This window comes from Eximiradius proteiniborus (assembly GCF_058546985.1).
This window is the reverse complement of the sequence record NZ_CM178592.1, coordinates 2,064,670-2,084,210: the sequence shown is the minus strand read 5'-3', so window position 1 is coordinate 2,084,210 and position 19,541 is coordinate 2,064,670. Positions and strand designations below refer to the sequence as shown.

Below are 19,541 nucleotides of genomic sequence, written 5' to 3'. Positions count from 1 at the left end.
AATAAATATAACGATTTTTTTCTTAAATTACTGTAAATTAATTTTATTTTCTAAATTGACAAGCGATAGATGCAATTTTGTTAAGAATAGTTCTGCTTCGTCTTTTGTAATTGTAAGTGGTGGAACAATTCGTAGAACATTTCCCGAAGCAGCGTTGGCAATGACCATATTTTTCAGAAGTTCATCCACAAGCAATTGAGCGTCGAAAGAAAGAAGAAGCCCAAGCATAAGCCCGTGCCCCCGCACCTCAACAATAAGTTTAGGAAAATTCTCTTGCAGATTGAATAATTTGTTTTTCAAATACTCGCCAATATTAAGAACATTTTCCATAACACCGTTGGTAAGTTCCTCGACAACGGCAAGTCCAGTAGCACACGCAACAGCATTGCCACCGTACGTAGTGCCGTGATTGCCGCGGTCCCACACTTCGGCTAAAAATTCTTTTGCAAGAATCACCCCAAGAGGTAGCCCGCCGCCAATTCCTTTTGCCATAGTAACAATGTCCGGGCTCACTCCAAAGTGTTCGAAACCGAAGAATTTGCCTGTGCGTCCAGTTCCACATTGTATTTCGTCTGCAACAAGCAGGAAACCGTATTTTTTTCGCAATTCTTCTAATTTATCTACAAATTGTTGAGTTGGAGTTGCTATTCCACCTTCTCCCTGAATAAATTCAAGAAATACAGCGGCAGTTTGGTCGTTAATGTTGCGTTCAAGTTCATCAATATCGTTAAATTTCAAAACCATAGTATCAGGCAGGAATGGTCCCATATTTTCCTTGTATTTTGGTTTGTCCATAATTGAGAGAGCTCCGTAGGTGCGTCCGTGAAAACCACCGGTAAATGCAGCAATTATTTTCTTATCACGCCCAAACGAATATTTACGGACAAGTTTAATGGCTCCATCGGTGGCTTCGGTGCCGGAATTAGTGAAAAACACGCGAGAATATCCAGTAAGCTGAGTAAGCTTCTCAGCAAGTAATATTTGAGGTTCCTGGTAGAAGTAGTTCGAAACGTGCATATATTGAGAAATTTGCTTTTTAGCAGCCTCAATGATTTTTGGATGACTATGCCCAAGAGCATTTACTGCAATTCCGGCAAGGAAATCAAGATACTCGTTGCCGTCGCGGTCCCAAATTTTTGCACCGCTTGCGTGGTCTATTTCTATTGGCAAACGTTTATACGTTTGAAAAAAAACCTGATGTTCACGATTAATTAAATCACCCATATTTGCTCCGAAATTACATTTAAAAAAAACAAAATTATGAAAAAGTTAAGTATTTCGGCATTTAAATTGGAGATTAAATAAATAAAACATACAAATAATATTGAAATTGTTGAAAATAAAAGGAATATAGAAATGAACAGCAGAATCCAATACAGTAAATTATGGAGAATATCAGCAGTATGGCTGATAATATGCATATTTTTGTTTGTTGGGTGTACTCCATCGGCAGTGCGTACCGGGAACAAATCCATAAAAAAAGCAAGTGTTGCGAAATCGCAGAAACAGGAAGTGCCAATTGATGATAAAATTGCTGAATTTGAAAAAAATATTAATTCTCAAAAAGCTGAAAGCAACTCGCAAAACAGGATATTACCAACACTGGAAGAGCAGCTTGCCGCAATAGGCAACGAGCAAGTTATAATGAAAAATCAAATTTCCAATTTGCAAAAAGATGTTGAAGAATTGCGTTACACACTTGATGAAATCAAAGGTTCGCTCCAAAAATCAAATGTTGTAGAAAAGAAAAATGCTGTAGCAGGCATTCCTGCAAATAAAGAAGAATCTGCAGAAAAAGCAGAACCCAAAACCAATAACTCTGCTATTTTGCTATCGGACGAAGAGGCTGGTAAGAATTACATAAAGAGAACTCAAAAAGTTGCATCTGAAAGCACCCAAAAAGCAACCAACACAAGACACACAAGTTCATCTGTCAATAAAACTGTTCAACAAAGCAGCAATACAGTAAAGCAAAAGAAAACGGTTCAGACTGCTGAAAAGCCGCAGGATAAACCAAATCAGGAAATCAAGCAAGAAATCAACGATAAAGCCGAAATGACACAATCATTAGCGTTAATAAGTCAAAAACAATACGATAAAGCTATCGAAGAACTGGAAAAAGTAGCAAATAATACAAAAAACGAAGCAGTCAGGAACGAAGCTAAGTATTTGCTTGCTGAAAGTCATTCACAACTCGGCAACTACGAACAAGCAGCAGAAATATATGCGGATTTAATAAAAAAAGGCAACAGCGAAAAATCAGCCGAAATAGCCATTAAGCTTGCAGATTGCAAAATAAAGCTTGGGCGGGTAGCAGAAGCAAAAAACACATACCGCGAAATAATAGAGAAATATCCAAGAAGCGAATATGTCCCCAAAGCACGAAAGATGTTGCAACAAATGTAGAAAATGAACCAACAAATTGCATAATCCAATTTCAGTTAAAATAAGTCGTTAATATTTAGTAAATTTGTAAAATAGAATTTTACAATTGATTTAGGATATTTAAATTGGGAAACAAACCGAAAAAAGGAAAGCTTTTTATTGTATCGACACCTATTGGCAACAAAGAAGATATAACTTTACGTGCTTTGGGAGTGCTAAAAATATGTGATTTTGTTATTTGCGAAGAACTAAAAGAAGGCGCGCGATTACTTAAAAACATAAATCTTGAAAAAGAACTTGTTCCGCTCAACGAACAGAACGAAATTGAGCAAACATTTATAGTATTGGAACGGTTAGAAAAAGGCGACCGTGCTTGCTTGGTGTCTGATTGTGGAACGCCATTGCTTGCAGACCCAGGACACCATTTGCTTAAAGCTGCATTGAAAACAGATATAGAGATTGAAGTTGTGCCGGGAGCATCAAGCATATTAACGGCTCTGGTGCGTTCCGGATTTGACGCATCATCTTTTTTCTTTGCAGGTATGCTCAGCCGCAAGGAAGAAGAACGCGTGCACGAACTAACGCAGCTTTCGCATTTTCCCAAGACAGTAATATTGTTGGAGACTCCTTACCGGTTGAAGCCATTGCTCGAAGCTGCAGCTCGGGTAATGCCGGAGCGGCGCGCCTATATTGGTATGAACCTTACAATGTTGTATGAAACACACCATTATGGCACTTTTGCAGAACTATACGAAAAGTTCAAAGATGAGAATATTAAAGCTGAATTTGTAATATGCTTCGAAGGACATAAACAAAATACTTTTTCGAAAGCGGCAGATAAACTTTATCGTCAATCTGATTATTCAAGTCGCCCACGTAATAAAAATTATGGAAATTTCAAGTCGGACAGAAATTTCAAATCCGATAGAAATTTTAAATTTGATAGAGATTTTAAATCCGACAGGAAATACAAATCTGATAGAGATAATAAGTCTGACAGCAATTTCAAGTCTGATAAAAATTTCAAGTCTGACAAAAAACGTTCGTATAAATCAGACAATTATAAAAGACCAAAGAACAACTCTTCATTCTAAAAATTGAAGTGTATAAACATTTGTTCGAAAGAATTTGCATTTTATAAAAAAAAATGTTATATTCTTTTGAAACTTGATTTTTGTTAATTACCTCAATAAGTAGAATGAAATACAAAACATATACAAGAAGCAATTACAAACAGATACCGGAAATATCCAAATTGACAGAAAAGGAGATTTTCGATATTGATGTGGTAAGTACCATTTTCCCATTCAAAACTAACAATTATGTAATTGAAAAATTAATTGACTGGTCAAATTATAAAACTGACCCTCTTTTTATTTTAACTTTTCCACAAAAGGGAATGCTAAAGAAAGAGCATTATCAGGAAATTGCAACAATGCTTAGAAGCAATGCACCACAAGAAAAAATTAAAAAGAGAGCAAACGAAATACATATGCTGCTAAATCCGCACACTAGCGGACAATTAGAACTGAATATCCCGCAAATAAATGGCAAAAAGTTGTTCGGATTTCAACATAAATACAAACAAACTTTATTGATATTTCCAAGTCACGGACAAACTTGCCACGCATATTGCACATTTTGCTTTCGGTGGCCTCAATTTATTGGTGTAGATGAATTGAAATTCGCCACTCAAGAAACTGAATTAATGGTGGAATACATAAAAAGCAATCCGCAAATCACAGATGTACTTTTCACAGGGGGCGACCCTCTAATAATGAAAGCAAGCAAACTACGCCAGTATATTGAGCCTCTGCTCGATGATAGCATATCGAATGTGCAGACAATACGCATAGGTACGAAATCTCTTGCTTTTTGGCCATATAGATTCACAAAGGATGATGATAGCAAAGAATTGCTCGATGTACTTCGAACAATTGTATCAAGGGGTCGAAATCTTGCTATTATGGCGCATTTCTGCCACCCAAATGAGCTTGAAACCGAAGAGGTGCAGCAAGCAATCAGACAAGTTCTCTCGACTGGAGCGATCATAAGGACGCAATCACCTGTACTAAAACATATCAACGACCGACCTGAAATCTGGGCTAATATGCTGCGAAAGCAAGTTAATCTGAACCTGATACCGTACTATATGTTCATTCCCCGAGATACAGGTGCAAAAGATTATTTCTCGGTTACTCTTGAGGAAGCTTGGAATGTGTTTAGGAAATCATATCAAAAAGTAAGTGGGATTTGCCGAACGATTCGCGGACCTGTGATGTCGGCTACTCCGGGAAAAGTGCAGGTTTTAGGAACTACCCAAATAAAAGAAGAGAAAGTTTTTGTGTTGAGATTTATTCAAGGAAGAAATCCCGACTGGGTATGCAAACCCTTTTTTGCCAAATACGACAATAAAGCACAATGGCTTACTGATTTAGAACCAGCATTTGGCGAAAAGAAATTTTTCTTTGAAAGTCAATTAGAGAAATTTTACCATTCTGCGATTGAAGATATTGAATATTACGATTTCGAGTAGAGTTTATAATTTTTTTTTGCATAATAAATTACTTAACACCATTAATATCAAACAATTTGCATTTGATATTTGCAGAGAAATCGATAAATATTAGCTACAACAATATTGTAGCTTGAAAACAAACATTTAGCGCTTTCGTCTTATCACTAAAATCAATTTCGAAGATTATTTCGGGAATGAATTGAAGAATATCACGCGAACGGTATGGATCTTATCGGTAGTTAGCCTATTTACAGACATAGCAAGCGAGATGCTATATCCGATTCTTCCGATTTATCTTAAAACAATTGGATTTTCAATATTATTCATTGGAATATTAGAAGGAATAGCCGAAGCAACAGCCGGACTTAGCAAAGGCTATTTCGGAAAACAATCGGATGTAACCGGAAAGAGAGTGCCGTTTGTTCGGATGGGATATGCTTTGAGTGCAATATCAAAGCCAATGCTTGTAATGTTTGCACATCCGCTGTGGGTGTTTTTGTCGCGGACACTGGATAGATTTGGAAAGGGAATACGTACCGGAGCAAGAGATGCTTTGCTCTCTGACGAAGCAACACAAGAGACCAAAGGCAAAGTGTTTGGGTTCCACCGTTCGATGGACACACTTGGTGCAGTTATCGGACCTCTATTAGCATTGCTATATCTTTATTATTATCCGCAGAACTACGTAACGCTTTTCCATCTGGCATTTATTCCGGGAATAATTGCAACTCTGTTCACTTTTTTTCTGAAAGATAAGCAAAAGACAACCGAAATTAAGCAGGAAAAAACAAGTTTTTTCTCATTTATTAAGTATTGGAAGGAAAGCCCGCAAACATACCGGAAAATAGTAATCGGATTGCTATTATTTACTTTATTCAATAGTTCAGATGTGTTTTTGCTGCTCAAAGCCAAGCAAGCCGGGCTCGACGACACAATGGTTATTGGCACGTATATTTTTTACAATTTAATATATGCAATATTTTCGTTCCCACTTGGAATAATAGCCGACAAAATTGGTCTTAAAAGAATTTTTATTCTTGGATTAGTCATTTTTTCAGTTGTCTATTTCGGCTTTGCATTGAACGATAATTTATATGTATTTTATGGTTTGTTCTTTCTTTATGGGATATATGCAGCCGCAACCGAAGGAATATCGAAAGCGTGGCTTTCGAACGTAACAGACAAAAAAGACACAGCAACAGCAATAGGTGCATATTCGGCATTTCAGAGTATTTGCACAATGCTTGCAAGCACAATAGCAGGTCTTTTATGGTATAAATTCGGCAGCTTTGCTACATTTTTTGCAACAGGAGGCGTTGCATTGATTGTAGCTGTATATTTTACTTTAATAATAAAGTCGGATGGGAAATAATAACCAGCTCGGGAAACTTTTTCTACTATTATCTTTGCTAATCATCAAAAAATCTTTATTTTTGCTTAATTACATATAACGTTTGGATTTACTATGAAAGATATTCAACTATTTGGATTAGGGAATGGTCTTGTTGATATTCAATACGAAGTCGAGGAATCCGAGCTTGCAGAATTAGGGTTGAAAAAAGGCGAAATGCGACTTGTCGAAAGCGATAAGCAACGTGCATTGCTCGAAAAATATTCTCATCGCAAATTCAACAGGTGTAGCGGTGGTGCAGCAGCAAACACAATTATTTGCTTTTCGCAGCTTGGCGGCAAAGCAGCATACTCAACTGTGTTAGGAAAAGACGAATTCGGGCAATTCTATGCTAATGAATTTATTGAATTAGGTATAGAACTGAAAGCTGAAATGCTCGACAACTATCCTACGGGAACTTGCTTTGTGTTTATAACACCCGACAGCGAACGCACTATGCATACTTCGCTTGGAGCGACAGCATTTTTTGGCAAGCATAATATTGACGAAACAATAATATCTCGTTCTCAATGGATTTATGCCGAAGGATATAAATTCACTGCGCAAAGCAGCACCGAAGCACTGTTCTATTCCGTAGAATTAGCAAAAAAGCACGGTACAAAGGTTTCGTTAACGTTCTCGGATGTATTCATCATAGATAGTTTTCGCGAAAACTTGCAAAAAGTAGTAAATCAATCCGACCTTGTTTTCTGCAACGAAAATGAGGCACTTTGCTACACAGGCAAGCAAAATGTAGAGGATGCAGTTGAAGCATTAAGCCGTGAATGTCCAAATGTTGTTGTAACTCTTGGCGGAAATGGTTCGATAGTAAAATGGGAAGGAAAAATTTACAGGATACCGTCCTATCCGGCTCGTCCGGTCGATACAACAGGAGCAGGAGATTGCTTTGCGGGTGGCTTTATGTATGGAATTATCACAACGGGTAATCCCGTTATTGCCGGGCATATAGCTTCGGCAGTTGGTGCACGTGTTGTTTCGCAAATGGGAGCCAGAATTTCTGGTGATATAAAAGAACTTCGTGATGAAATATTGTCGAAAGTAAAATGAGAAAACTGGTTTGCCTAATATTGTTCTTGGTTGTCATCAGTGAATTTGCATATTCACAGAGCGGAATACGTTTTCCTGAACTATCCAGACGATTGGAAAATTATTTCAACAAAGAGATGATTCAAGATTTGCAGAGCGAATTCCCACAGGGAAGTGATTATACAATCTGGGGATGGGATGTAGGCGACTTTTCGGGTGACGGTGTGCCTGATGCGGCTTTCTCTGTGAGGATCGCCGGACAACGTGGGCGAATTATGCAAGTATATTTGTTTGTAGATATAGATGGATATTTTGTAAAAGCCGGACAATTTGCTTATGAATTTGTGGAACTTCCGCTTGAAATCGGAGTTGTAATCAGAGACAATGCTTGCTATGTTACTCAGAAACATAAGCAATTCAACTGGTTAATACGAGGATATCGCTTTGATAATGGTGCTTTAATTATGTTGGACGAGTTTCTAACAGAACGAATTGGTGAATACACCTATGAATCATATAAAAATTATCAAAATTTGAATAATACAGATAAATTCATTGAAACAAATACAGGCAAAACACGATTTTTTGCCGAATATACAACTATTCCATCTTATAGAAGAGGTCGTCAGGTATATAAAGGTTATAGTTCGGAAGTTTATATTGATAATATAAATTTTGTTCCGAAAGGTGCCTTTTGGTGGGGCGGAAGTGAAGATTTGTCGTTTTCAGTAAGTTCTGCGTGGGATGAAACATATTTATATATGACGGTGAAAGTGAAAGATGATAAGATTGTACCCCAAAATTGCGACACCTGTATCTGCGATTATGTGGAAGTATGGCTCAACGTAAATACCGATGGAAGTAATCGTTTTGCAAATCTGAAAGGGGATAAAGTAACGTTCAAAGAAAGCATCGAAAGCGGAATATATAATATTAAAATATTTCCGGGTAACTTTTTAGATAGAACTGCATCGGTAAAAGTAAGCACAACAGACGAACTGGAACCATATCAAAAAATTGCAGCACACGATATTATGGCAATTTCCGACATCCAGGATACTATATATGTAGTGCGTTTCAAAGTGCCATTTGCATTTTTTGGAATACAGGGCAATCCGGTTGAAACAGGAAAGTTAATCGAATTTGGATGCACAGTATCAGTGCATGATTACGATAATGAATTTCGTCCGGAAGAATATACACGCAAAAACAGTTCTGTATTTGACCCGCAAAATCCTTCTACATACGGTTCAATTGTGCTTGTCCCCGACGATAAATGGTATGGCTCATCGAGGAATATTTATTTAGAGGACATACTTAAAACGCTCGTGGAGTATGGCTTCTAAAAACAAACCAAAAGTAAAGGATGCACTTTTCCGCTCCATAAGAGAAATGGCTCCGTTTATGAATTTAGGGATGCAGATGGCAATTCCCGTAGTATTATTTACGTTGCTTGGTTGGTGGATAGATAAAAAATACACTTCTTCCCCGCTTTTCATATTAATATTCGCAGCAATTGGTGTATTTGCGGCATTTTATTATTTTTTCAAGGCTATAAAGAGAAAATGAGCGAAGGATATATCAAATACAATACAATTTGCATAGGGAACGAATATCCCGAAGCAATTAATATAGTTGATTTGCAAGTATTGAGAAATGAATTGAAAATTAAAAACTTAATCGGAATGCTACCGAATGGAATCGGATACGGCAACGTAAGCAAGAGATGGAACGACAAGTTCATCGTTAGCGGCTCTCAGACTGGTGGCGAAGCAATTCTCAGTTGTAGCGATTATTCAATTATTCACGATTACGATATTTTACAAAATACATTAGTATATAGCGGCTTGCGACTACCTTCGTCGGAAACTATCACTCATTTAGGGATATATGAAGCGAAACCTAAAACAAAGTTTGTTGCTCACTTCCATAATAAAAGAATTTGGGAATTATTAATCGAAAATGGAGCTAAAACTAATGGATTTTCTGAGTATGGTACAGTGGAAATAGCACTCGAAGCAAAAGATTATGTTTCAGGTCTTTCAGACAACGAAGGAATTTTTGCGTTAAGTGGGCACGAAGATGGTTTAATTGCTTTTTCAGATGAACTTAAATCAATTATCGTTCTGATTAATAAACATATTAAGTAGTTTTTGCACATCAATTATCATTACGGGCTTGTTGTTGTAAACTGATGATGCAGCAATAAATGGAGTATCACTGAGAAGTTTGTTCGGTGGCGAAGGCACAAGTTCCGCTTCCCCGATAAATTTATCGAAAATCAAGGCGAAATTGCAATTAACGTCGTTTACTAATAGAACAGGTTTATTCTTTGCAATATATTCGGCTTCAATATTTAAGACTTTTCGAATGTCTATAGAACTGGTATTTGGATATTGTTTGCGAAAAGTCTTTTCGTCTATAAGAGCCTCGCAATTGAGAATTTGGACTGCATAGAGATTGCCAGCAACATCAAAAACGAGAGATTTCAGCAAAACATAATTCATATTGAATGAAATAGTAAGTTTGGTGCCGAAATCTGATTCAGAACTAATATCAATTCTGCCGTTGTTGTTGCTAATCAAATTAATAAGCCCTTCTAAGCGACCTGCAACAGCTGTAGCGTCTTCTCCTTTGCCATCATCAACAATTTCAATAAGGAGTTTACCGCTTAAAGTGCGGGCAGAAAGAGAAATTTCAGCCATTTCCGGCTTTTCTTTTCGCTGATTGGGCGGTTCGATATTGTTCATAATAATATCGCGAAGCAATTGAGGAAGCAAAATTTCAAGCAAAGTATGCAATTCAGAACCAATTCGAACAAAGCGACCTGCAATTTTAAGGCTTACTTTTTTGTTTGAATAATTTGCCAAATCATTTGCAAGTTCATTGTAGCCGCGAACTATATCGCCAAAAGCAACTGAACGGAAATTGTAAAGACCGTTGTAAATAGTATTAATTCTGTTTTTTATGTTTTGCAGATATTCATCAGCAGAAGAAGAGAAAAGATCCAATTGAGAAATAATATCATCAAGTTTTTTTGCGTTGTTTATTGCAATTTCAGTAAGCGTTTCGGTATTTGTGATATTATACAAGATGTTATTATTATCGAGTTGTATTTGTCGGATAAGCGATTTCAAAGATTTCAGATTTCCGATAGAATTAGCCATTGGAACAAGGTTGGAAATAATATTAACAGTAGCATCGAGCAATCTGTTATACTTAGAATAATCATTGAATTGAGAAGATTTGTAGCCAAAATAATAGAGTTTATCGTCCGCAGCAATATCAGCTGTATCACTACCAGAGCTGACAATCGGAAGAATTTCGTCGCTTGATAATTTAGCCGAAGGCGTTGGTTGCATTTGTTCCTGGTCGGTCAGGAATGAACGGAGAAAATCAGAATAGGTGTCGATATAATCGCTATAGTCTTTGATTTTGTCGATGATTGCGATGGCACTTGTAGCGGCAATTTCTTTGAATAATCGATTACAGCTCAATAATAAATCCATCTGGTATGGATTAATCGGAAGATTGTGGTCGGCAAGAAAACGAATGAAGTCGCTCAATGCATCAGCAAGATCGAATGCTTTGGAAACTCCGGCACTTATTGCCGCGCCTTTGATTGTATTCAATGCCTGCGAAATTGGAACCACATCTATTGTTTCTTTTTGCGTTTCAGACTGTTCCAACACGTGTTCGATTGTGCCTACAGAACGAACAATTGCATATTTGAATTTTTCAAGCAATATTCCTTTGCTTTGCTGTTCGTCGGAAGATGTTTCGGATTTGGCTCTGGCTGGCTGCATCTTTTTAATTCTATGAGGTGCAGCAATCGATTGCAATTCGCTCGTAATTTCATTGATAATTGCAAATTCGGAATTCAGCAATTCGAGAATTTCAAAAGAGGAAAACTGAATGATTGAATAATAGAAATCATTAGCACGCAAGACAATATCAATATCGTTCGGGAGTAAGTCTAATCGTTTTTCTTTTGCAAGAGAAACTATTTTGAGCATTGCATCAGCAATAAGAACAGCATTGTCAACTGACAATTTCTTTACCGACAGTCTGATTTGATTAATAGAATTAGCCGCATTTGCCAAAAGTTCCGATATCCGATATTTTTCGTAATCAAGCAAACAGGTTTCGATAATGTCGCAATGGCGGCGGCACGCTTCCCTGAAATATTCAATATGTTGCTCAATATTACTCAAATTCGAGTTCTTTAATTAATTCAAATATCATTTCAGAATTTAAAAAATAATAATCTCTTTGCTGAATGTTAATCTTGCCATACAAAGAACTATCTATTGCTGAAAACGTGTTGTGAGCAAACGGAAAACGCACAAAATCAACTTCTATACCAAACCGAAAAGTCCCGTTGTTGAAAATAATAGTGCAAAACGTCTCGGAGTTTGCTTGAAAATCGCCCAATTGCTTTAGGTCAACTATCGGCAAGATAGTTCCTTCGTAAGCAATAAGTCCGGAAATCCATTTGGGGAAATTTTGGTTAGTGTACTTTTCTCTGTTCGGAATTACGATTTCAATAAACTTGCTATTAGCAACAAAGTTAATGTTTCCTATTTTGAAAGGAAGTAAAGTTATTTTTTTGTTTAAATTAGTTAGAGGCGATTCTTCGAAATATTGATTTGTAGATAGTTCAGATTTGAAAAAATCATTATCAGTAAATCTTCTTTTATAATATTTAATTTTACGGACTGCCATTATATTTTCTCAGAAATATCATTCAAATCTTCAATAATACCATCAAGTTTTGCAAAATCGCTTTTTGCGTTCTCAGTATTTTTGAGAATATTACGAAAATCATCGACCACAGAATCAAACTTAGTCGAAATAGAAGCAAGACGTTCGTTGAATTTGGAGTATTCAAGAAGCATTTTGGCAATATCAGATTGGGTTGGAGTATTTTCCAGAACAATTTCAATAGTTTCAAGGTCGTTGCTGCAAGCATAAATTGCGTTGCGTGCTTCGGTAGCAAGATAGTAAAGCTGGTCCTGCGAATTAAGAAGATTTTCGGAAATTTTCTTAATTTCGTTCGATAATAATTCCATTTTGCTTGAGCTTAACTTTTCAGCAAAAATGGAAGAATTAACAGCAATAAGGTAAGTATGGTCTGATATTTTTTTCAGATTGTTTAATTCTGCAAATAATTTATCAAGTTTGTCGGTAAGTAGTTTTGCTTTGGTCTGAATAGTTATTGCTTTTTGTTTGACTTTTTCTTTTGCCGAATTATTGTCGAATTTAGAAGATATTTCGGCTGGAGTTTCCCATCGGGCAAGTTCGTTGGCTGTGGTAGCAAGTTGAGTGATTTTAACAGTCAGACTGGCAATATGTTCAATAGAGGCATCGAAGGCAAGCTCGGCATTTGTCTTCAGTTGCCCGATTTTATCGGCAACGTCAAGCAAGCGATTAATTTTAATTTCAATAAAATCCTGCAAATCAGATTTATCCTGTTGCAAATCGTAAATAGTTTTATTTATTCTGTTTAGCGATTTAACAAACTCATCGTTAGCAATTTCGCCTTTGAATGATTTTTCGATAATCTCGTTTTCAAATTCACGGCTTTTGCCCAAAGCAACATAGTTAAGAAATTTGAGTAAGTGCTCTTCTTTCTCGTGCAGTTTGTGAGCAAAATAGTCCGAAGCACGCACAGAATAAAAAACAAGCACTGCCATTACAAGAATTGCAACAGCGAGAACCAATTTCAGCCCATTTGCCCGCAAACCGGATGGCATAATTTTGGGTTGTTGCGGGAACTCAGACAAAATCAGCAAGTTCAATTTGCCTGAATATACGGCAGAGCGTCCCCAGTCATAGCTGCAAGTCTGAAAATCAATGCCTGTAAGTCGCAAACTATCAGCCCAGGCTAATGTGCTTTTGCGAGGCGAAGCCCCAAACGACAGAAGAACATTTTTTGTGAATGCATCATAATAAGTGATATTGTAATTTAGCTTAGAAATGTTGAAATCGATAAAGCCTGAAAGTTTGTTGAGAATACCCATCATACCGAGAATTTTGCCCTGTCGGTTGATTAGCCGGCGGAATGTAACGGAATAAATATTATCGTTAATATTTTGCAAGATAGTGAAACTTTGACCTTTGAATATTTTTTCAATAAGCAGAGCAGCTGAACGATTTTTTTCCGGACTAATCAAATTAAGATTGAAATTATCAGGGAGATTGTAGAAAGTGTGGTTTACAAGATACATATCGCCGGCTTCGCTTATTCGTTGAAAAATAAGAAAATCGTTGCCAGAAACAGATTTTAAAGATTGAAGGAAAGGGTGTATTCTGTTTTTTTCGTTACTGCTAAGATTAATATTGCCAAAGTACAGAGATGGAATGCTTTCGTAATACATTTTATCAAATGGGATATCCGGAAAAAGTCGCCATCCAGAGCCCAATTTTAAATTTTCGTCAATTGCATAAGCAGTTTTTTCGAAATTGACAGAAACATTTTGCTCTATATATTTGCAAAGCAATTCGGCTGTTTTGTCAATTTGTTGCGAAACTTTGGTCTGGTCGGAACTTTGGTTGTCCGGTAAATTGCTCGAAAGAGCATAAATCCCGATTGCAACAATAATTCCGAAAAGAAATACGCCCCAAAAATTAGCTTTCAGCAGCGTTCGCATAAAGTATTTTTTTTCGTCGAAATTCAATTTAATTTCGCTCCGTAATTTATCAACCAACAATTTATCAAATATCTTGCCAAAAATCGCAATCAAATAAATCATTGTTTTTCAACGACTTGCGATTTTATATTTTTTGTGTTATTTAGAAACAATTAAAGGTAAATTATAATGATTTATTTTTAATTTTGTAATAGAGGAATATCAAAATGGTGTTCGATGCAATTAGCAGCAGGGATTTGCATAGGTGCTTCAAGTGTTAAATTAGCAATTATCAACCGAACAAGCTCGGATGGTTTTGCTCTTCAAAATTGGGAAGTTCAATCGCATAATGGTACTCCGCAGAAAATAATTAAAGAGTTTTACGATAAGTATAATTTACACAAAATTCCGGTTACCTTCACTGGAAGAAAGTTCAGGTCAATTATCAATACAGCAAATATATCAGAACCCGAAGCAACAGAAATAGCTTATAGCAAATTATTCAGTGCAGGCAGATTTGATGCAATTGCTTCGCTCGGAAGCGAAACTTTCCTTGTTTACACTCTCGACCGTTACGGTAAAATCTCGGGTGTCATTACGAAAAATCAGTGTGCTTCCGGAACGGGCGAATTTTTCCTGCAACAAATAAAACGAATGAACCTTTCGCTCGACGAAATTAATAATATAACGAAAGATGCCAAACCTTTCAGAGTATCTGGACGCTGTTCGGTCTTCTGCAAGTCTGATTGCACTCACGCACTCAACAAAGGTGTGCCAAAAGCAGAGGTTGCTGCAGGTCTTTCGCAAATGATAGCAGAAAAAGCTCAGGAATTGTTCGAAAAGCAAAAAATTGAGCGAGTGTTGCTGCTGGGTGGAGTTACGCGCAATAGTGCTGTAATGAAATTTTTGCAAGCTAAATATCCAAATGCAGAAGTATCAGAGTATTCAGAAATATTCGAAGCCTTTGGTGCTGCCCTGTACGCTTCCGAGAACGAAATCGAACCTATTGCTGATTGCGAACAAATTTTCAGGCACAAAGAAAGTTCGTTTGCGTTTCTGCCACCACTCGAAAAGTATGCAGATAAAGTTCAATTCGAGCAAATTGCTGTTCGCAAAGCAAAAGATGGCGAGCGTTGTATCATAGGGCTGGATGTAGGCTCGACAACTACAAAAGCAGTAGCAATAAGTATCGAAACTAAGGAAATCCTTGCAAAATCTTATCTTTATACGTACGGCAATCCAATTGAAGCTTCCAAGAATTGCTACCGCGAGCTTCGGCAGCAATTGCCTGATAGAATTGAAATTATTGGGATTGGAACAACAGGTTCGGGACGTCATATTGCCGCTTTGCATGCCGAAACTGAGGCAGTAATCAACGAAATTACAGCACACTCTACAGCCGCTGTGCATTTCAACAAAGATGTGGACACAATATTCGAAATTGGCGGTCAAGATGCAAAATACACTTACATCGTCAATCGTGTGCCTGCAGACTATGCTATGAACGAAGCATGTTCGGCTGGCACCGGGTCGTTTCTGGAAGAAGCTGCAAACGAGAGTTTAAAAGTAGCTCTGCACGAGATAGAGCAGCTTGCGATGAATGCAGACAACCCACCAAATTTTAGCGACCAATGCGCCGCCTTTATCGGTTCGGACATCAAAACGGCTCAACAAGAGGGAATTTCGCGCGAGAATATTGTAGCAGGACTTGTATATTCCGTTTGTATGAATTACGCAAATCGTGTAAAAGGAAATCGCCCGGTAGGAAACAAGATTTTTATGCAAGGCGGGGTTTGCTATAATCGCGCCGTTCCGATTGCTATGGCAGCAATCACAGGCAAAGAAATTATTGTTCCACCGGAACCCGGTCTGATGGGAGCTTACGGAGTTGCTCTCGACGTCCTGAATAAAATAAATCTTGGTATTTACTCAGAAAAAAAATTCGATCTCGACGTTCTTATCAATCGTGAAGTAATCTACAAAAAGCCATTTATTTGCCGTGGTGGCAAAGAAAAATGCGATCTTAAATGCACAATAAACCTGATACAAATCGAGGATCGCACCTATCCATTTGGTGGTGCTTGCGATAAATATTACTCAATCAACCTTAAACGCGATGCAAACATTAGCAGATACGATTATGTTTCTTTGCGAAATCATTTGTTTTTTGAAAAGTATGCGCCAGAAAGCGATTTTCCTTCGGATGCAAAAACAATCGGAATTAACAACTCGTTTCTGACGCATTCGCTCTATCCGCTGTTTTACAACTTTTTCACTCAGTTAGGCTTTCGGGTTGTAATTCCGGAAAATCCAGACAAAAAAGGGTTCGAGCGGGAAATTTCATCGTTTTGTTTTCCTGCACAGCTTTCGCTTGGTTTGATGGAAGAATTGTTAAATCTCAAGCCCGACTATGTATTTCTTCCGGCTGTTTTCGAAATAAATGCTGGAGACCGGGAGCCGCAGAGACTTGATTTTAATTGCACCTGTGTATTTGTAAGTGGCGAGGCGTTTTATTTACGACAGGCTTTCAAAGATAGATTGCAAAATATTCCACTTCTGACAGAAAATTTCAATTTTGCTAACGGATTTGAGCGAGAATTCGATAAATTTTATAATATTGCTGTAAAAATTGGGGTTTCGGGCAAGGAAAAAGTTCGTTCAGCTCTCGAATACGCAATAGAAATGCAGCACCGCTGTCAGCAGGAAGCGTTTGAACTCGGTCGCAAAGCACTAAAAGAAATAGGGCAATCACCCGACAAATTCGGAGTGGTGCTTGTAGGTCGGCATTATAATTCATTCCCGGATTTTGCAAATAAAGGAATACCACAGAAATATGCTTCGCGTGGAATTTACGTATTGCCGTTCGATTTGTTTGACTGCTCCGAAGAAACAATCGACGACAATATGTTCTGGGAAGCAGGCAAAAGAATACTTCGGATTGGTAAGTTTATAAAAAAGCACAGGCAATTATTTGCAACTTATATTACTAATTTTTCCTGTGGTCCCGATTCGATGATTATCAGTTCGTTTCGGAACATAATGAAGGACAAGCCATCACTAACACTCGAATTAGACAGCCATTCAGCCGACGCCGGTATAAACACACGTATTGATGCTTCGATTGATATTATCAACAACTATTTGAGAATAAATAAAACTTCACAACCCAAGCAAGTAAATTTAGCGCGAATTGAATTTGCCGAACCAGTTGCACGTTTTGTCAGGTCTTCGGGTGAAACTGTGCCACTGAACGACCCAAGCGTAGAAATACTCATACCGTCGATGGGCGAGTTTTCGGCAAAATTATTTGCTGCTGCACTGCGATCGTTAGGTTTCCGTGCCAAAGCTCTGGAAGTGCCAACACCTGATATATTGAAACTTGGCAGGGCAAATTGCACAGGCAAAGAATGCTTGCCGCTAATTATAATGGTTGGCTTGCTAATGGACTACATCGAAAATCACTGGGACGGTCGCACAAATCTTGCCTATTTCACTGTGCAAGGAGCAGGCAACTGCCGGCTTGGACAATATCCGGTGTTCATTCGTCAGTTGCTTGAACGGCGCGGCATCGAGAATGTAGCTCAGATGGTCTTGATGAACGAAGATGGTTTTGCCGGACTTGGCGAAAATTTTGCACTACGGGGAATTCAAGCAATTTTGGCGGCTGATGTTATCGAGGACATTAGAAATGCAATTCTGGCTAATGCAGAAAACCCTGACAGAGGAATAGAAATTTTTGAGAACGAGTTCGATAATCTAATTCATCATTTTGAACAGAACCCAGAGCAGATTTACAGTCATCTGGAAAATTTTGCTTATGCCTTGAAGAGCAAAATTCCAGCAAGAATACCTATAGAAAAATCCCGTTATATTGCGTTTGTCGGGGAAATATACGTCAGACGCGACCATTTTGCTCACAAGTGGTTAAACGAGTATTTCGCGAAACGTGGATTTGTTTTGCTTCCTGCCCATATTTCCGAATGGATATTTTACGTTGATTATCTGCTGCAAATAGATTTGCTCGAAAGCGAGAAATCGCTTCGCAAGAAGTTTGAGCGTCAAATACGGAATTTCTTTATGCGTGATGCAGAAAGAAAAATCAAGAAAACACTCGAAAAGAGCGGCTTCTACAAGTTTCATCGCACCGAAATCGAACCGATTTTGAAACATAGCCGACATCTGCTGCCATACGAATTCAAAGGCGAACCCGGATTAACTCTCGGAATTGCTCTCAAAGACGGACTGGAAAAATACTGTGGCATTATCAATTTCGGACCATTCACCTGTATGCCCACCCGGTTTACAGAAGCAGTAGGATTGCCAGAAATGAACACCAAAGGGAAATTGCGGGCAAAAACAGAATGCAATCAGGATGTTTCATTTGCAGGTATTTTCGATGGAATTGAGAACATACCATTTTTGACAATAGAAACAGACGGAAATGTGTATTCACAAATAATCGAGGCACGGCTCGAAACATTTGCACTTGCTGCAGAGAGAGTTGCCCAGGCACGAGAGCGTCGCACAAACGGGGTTCAAAATTTAAGTTTTCGGCAACGAGTTAGCAAATTTTTCGGTGATTAGTTGATGCACATATTCTGGCTTAATTAATTTCATACAGTTGTGATGACCAAGCGGACAGCGGCGGCCGCCGTGTTTGCTGCAAGGACGGCATTCGAGAGCTACTTCGAGAATTTTGTCGTTTTGGCGATACGGAAAGCAGCCAAACTGCCTGACAGTTGGACCAAAGAAGGCGAAAACGTCTGTTTCAACAGCATTAGCAATATGCAGTGGGCTACTATCGTTGCAAATTAGCAAATCCATTTCGGCAATCAGCGCAGCAGATTCAAGTAAATTTAGCTTACCTGCAAAATTATAAGCATTTTTATTTTGTGAATGAGAAATGATTTTTTCGCAAAGTTCGGTTTCTTGCTTGCTTCCAATGAAAAAAACATCGACATTATCGGAACGAAGTAAATTTGTCAGCTCGGCATAATATTCCGAAGACCATTTTTTTGTTTCCCAGACCGAACCGGGAGCAATTGCGATTTTTCTATTGTTATTATTACTATACTTTTGAATAATTTCTCTTGCTTTTAATACTTCCGATTCGGATAGAAAAATTTCTGTACTATCAGAAAAAGTATTATTGCTAAGCGGTTCGAGCAGTTTTAATACACGCAAACGGTTGTGCAATCCTTTTGGAAGTAGCACCTTATCTGTGGCAAATGGCAGACGTCTGTAACCAATACGGCGAACAATTCCCGAAAGTAGAAGAATAAAGGCACTTGTATATGAACTCTGCACCGAGATTCCGATGTCGTATTTTTCTTTGCGTAATTGATGAACGATACGAAAGAAGGAATAAATTTTTCTGGCAAAACCGCTTTTTTTGTCGAAAGTGTGTATATTATCAATATAAGGATTGTATTTAAGAATTATCGAGGATTGAGGAATTACAAGCGTATCAATTTGAGCTTTTGGGAATATTTCACGCAAAGCACGGTAAATAGGTGTCGTCATAATAAGGTCGCCGATGAAAGCAGTTTGAATAACCAGAATTTTCATA

14 protein-coding genes are annotated in these 19,541 nt (G+C 37.9%); 9 read left to right on the top strand and 5 right to left on the bottom strand.

The window, feature by feature from the left end:
• Positions 1-27: 27 nt before the first annotated feature.
• Entirely contained in the window at positions 28-1,224 is a 1,197-nt protein-coding gene (locus tag ACY2LT_RS08675; RefSeq protein ID WP_491815173.1) for an aspartate aminotransferase family protein, read from the bottom strand.
• Between the two features lie 132 nt (positions 1,225-1,356).
• Here ACY2LT_RS08675 and ACY2LT_RS08670 point away from each other — a divergent pair, with 132 nt between their 5' ends.
• The 8 genes from ACY2LT_RS08670 to ACY2LT_RS08635 all read left to right on the top strand — a co-directional run bounded on the left by ACY2LT_RS08670 (position 1,357) and on the right by ACY2LT_RS08635 (position 9,490).
• Positions 1,357-2,406 carry a tetratricopeptide repeat protein gene (locus tag ACY2LT_RS08670; protein ID WP_491815172.1) on the top strand — a complete coding sequence of 350 codons (1,050 nt, stop codon included), beginning with the start codon at positions 1,357-1,359 and terminating at the stop codon, positions 2,404-2,406.
• A 104-nt stretch (positions 2,407-2,510) separates the two neighbouring features.
• Complete coding sequence (rsmI, locus tag ACY2LT_RS08665; protein ID WP_491815171.1) at positions 2,511-3,479, top strand: 16S rRNA (cytidine(1402)-2'-O)-methyltransferase; 969 nt, start codon at positions 2,511-2,513, stop codon at positions 3,477-3,479.
• A 104-nt stretch (positions 3,480-3,583) separates the two neighbouring features.
• Positions 3,584-4,921: a KamA family radical SAM protein gene (locus ACY2LT_RS08660; protein WP_491815170.1), complete on the top strand. Its 1,338-nt coding sequence runs from the start codon at positions 3,584-3,586 to the stop codon at positions 4,919-4,921.
• Between the two features lie 181 nt (positions 4,922-5,102).
• Positions 5,103-6,275, top strand: a complete 1,173-nt coding sequence (locus ACY2LT_RS08655; RefSeq protein WP_491815168.1) for an MFS transporter — start codon at positions 5,103-5,105, stop codon at positions 6,273-6,275.
• A gap of 93 nt (positions 6,276-6,368) precedes the next feature.
• The gene (locus ACY2LT_RS08650; RefSeq protein WP_491815166.1) at positions 6,369-7,361 is read left to right on the top strand and encodes an adenosine kinase; all 993 of its coding nucleotides are present in this window, start codon (positions 6,369-6,371) and stop codon (positions 7,359-7,361) included.
• On the top strand, positions 7,358-8,686 hold the full coding sequence (locus tag ACY2LT_RS08645) for a sugar-binding protein (RefSeq protein ID WP_491815165.1): 1,329 nt from the start codon (positions 7,358-7,360) through the stop codon (positions 8,684-8,686). The genes ACY2LT_RS08650 and ACY2LT_RS08645 overlap by 4 nt, the downstream gene beginning before the upstream one ends.
• Complete coding sequence (locus tag ACY2LT_RS08640; RefSeq protein ID WP_491815164.1) at positions 8,676-8,909, top strand: AtpZ/AtpI family protein; 234 nt, start codon at positions 8,676-8,678, stop codon at positions 8,907-8,909. The genes ACY2LT_RS08645 and ACY2LT_RS08640 overlap by 11 nt, the downstream gene beginning before the upstream one ends.
• Complete coding sequence (locus ACY2LT_RS08635; protein WP_491815163.1) at positions 8,906-9,490, top strand: class II aldolase/adducin family protein; 585 nt, start codon at positions 8,906-8,908, stop codon at positions 9,488-9,490. The genes ACY2LT_RS08640 and ACY2LT_RS08635 overlap by 4 nt, the downstream gene beginning before the upstream one ends.
• On the opposite strand, the gene ACY2LT_RS08630 is transcribed toward ACY2LT_RS08635, so the two are convergent.
• Genes ACY2LT_RS08630 through ACY2LT_RS08620 form a run of 3 tightly spaced genes read right to left on the bottom strand, consistent with a single transcriptional unit; the run spans position 9,455 to position 14,095 of the window.
• A complete protein-coding gene (locus tag ACY2LT_RS08630) occupies positions 9,455-11,554 on the bottom strand; it encodes a chemotaxis protein CheW (RefSeq protein ID WP_491815162.1) in 2,100 nt (699 codons plus the stop codon). The genes ACY2LT_RS08635 and ACY2LT_RS08630 overlap by 36 nt on opposite strands.
• Positions 11,547-12,065, bottom strand: a complete 519-nt coding sequence (locus ACY2LT_RS08625) for a chemotaxis protein CheW (protein ID WP_491815161.1) — start codon at positions 12,063-12,065, stop codon at positions 11,547-11,549. The genes ACY2LT_RS08630 and ACY2LT_RS08625 overlap by 8 nt, the downstream gene beginning before the upstream one ends.
• Positions 12,065-14,095, bottom strand: coding sequence for a hypothetical protein (locus tag ACY2LT_RS08620; RefSeq protein WP_491815160.1), 2,031 nt, complete (start codon positions 14,093-14,095; stop codon positions 12,065-12,067). The genes ACY2LT_RS08625 and ACY2LT_RS08620 overlap by 1 nt, the downstream gene beginning before the upstream one ends.
• Positions 14,096-14,209: 114 nt before the next feature.
• Between ACY2LT_RS08620 and ACY2LT_RS08615 the strand changes: the two genes are divergently transcribed.
• Entirely contained in the window at positions 14,210-18,556 is a 4,347-nt protein-coding gene (locus ACY2LT_RS08615) for an acyl-CoA dehydratase activase (protein WP_491815159.1), read from the top strand.
• On the opposite strand, the gene waaF is transcribed toward ACY2LT_RS08615, so the two are convergent.
• Positions 18,515-19,540 carry a lipopolysaccharide heptosyltransferase II gene (gene waaF, locus ACY2LT_RS08610; protein ID WP_491815157.1) on the bottom strand — a complete coding sequence of 342 codons (1,026 nt, stop codon included), beginning with the start codon at positions 19,538-19,540 and terminating at the stop codon, positions 18,515-18,517. The genes ACY2LT_RS08615 and waaF overlap by 42 nt on opposite strands.
• Position 19,541: the final 1 nt, after the last annotated feature.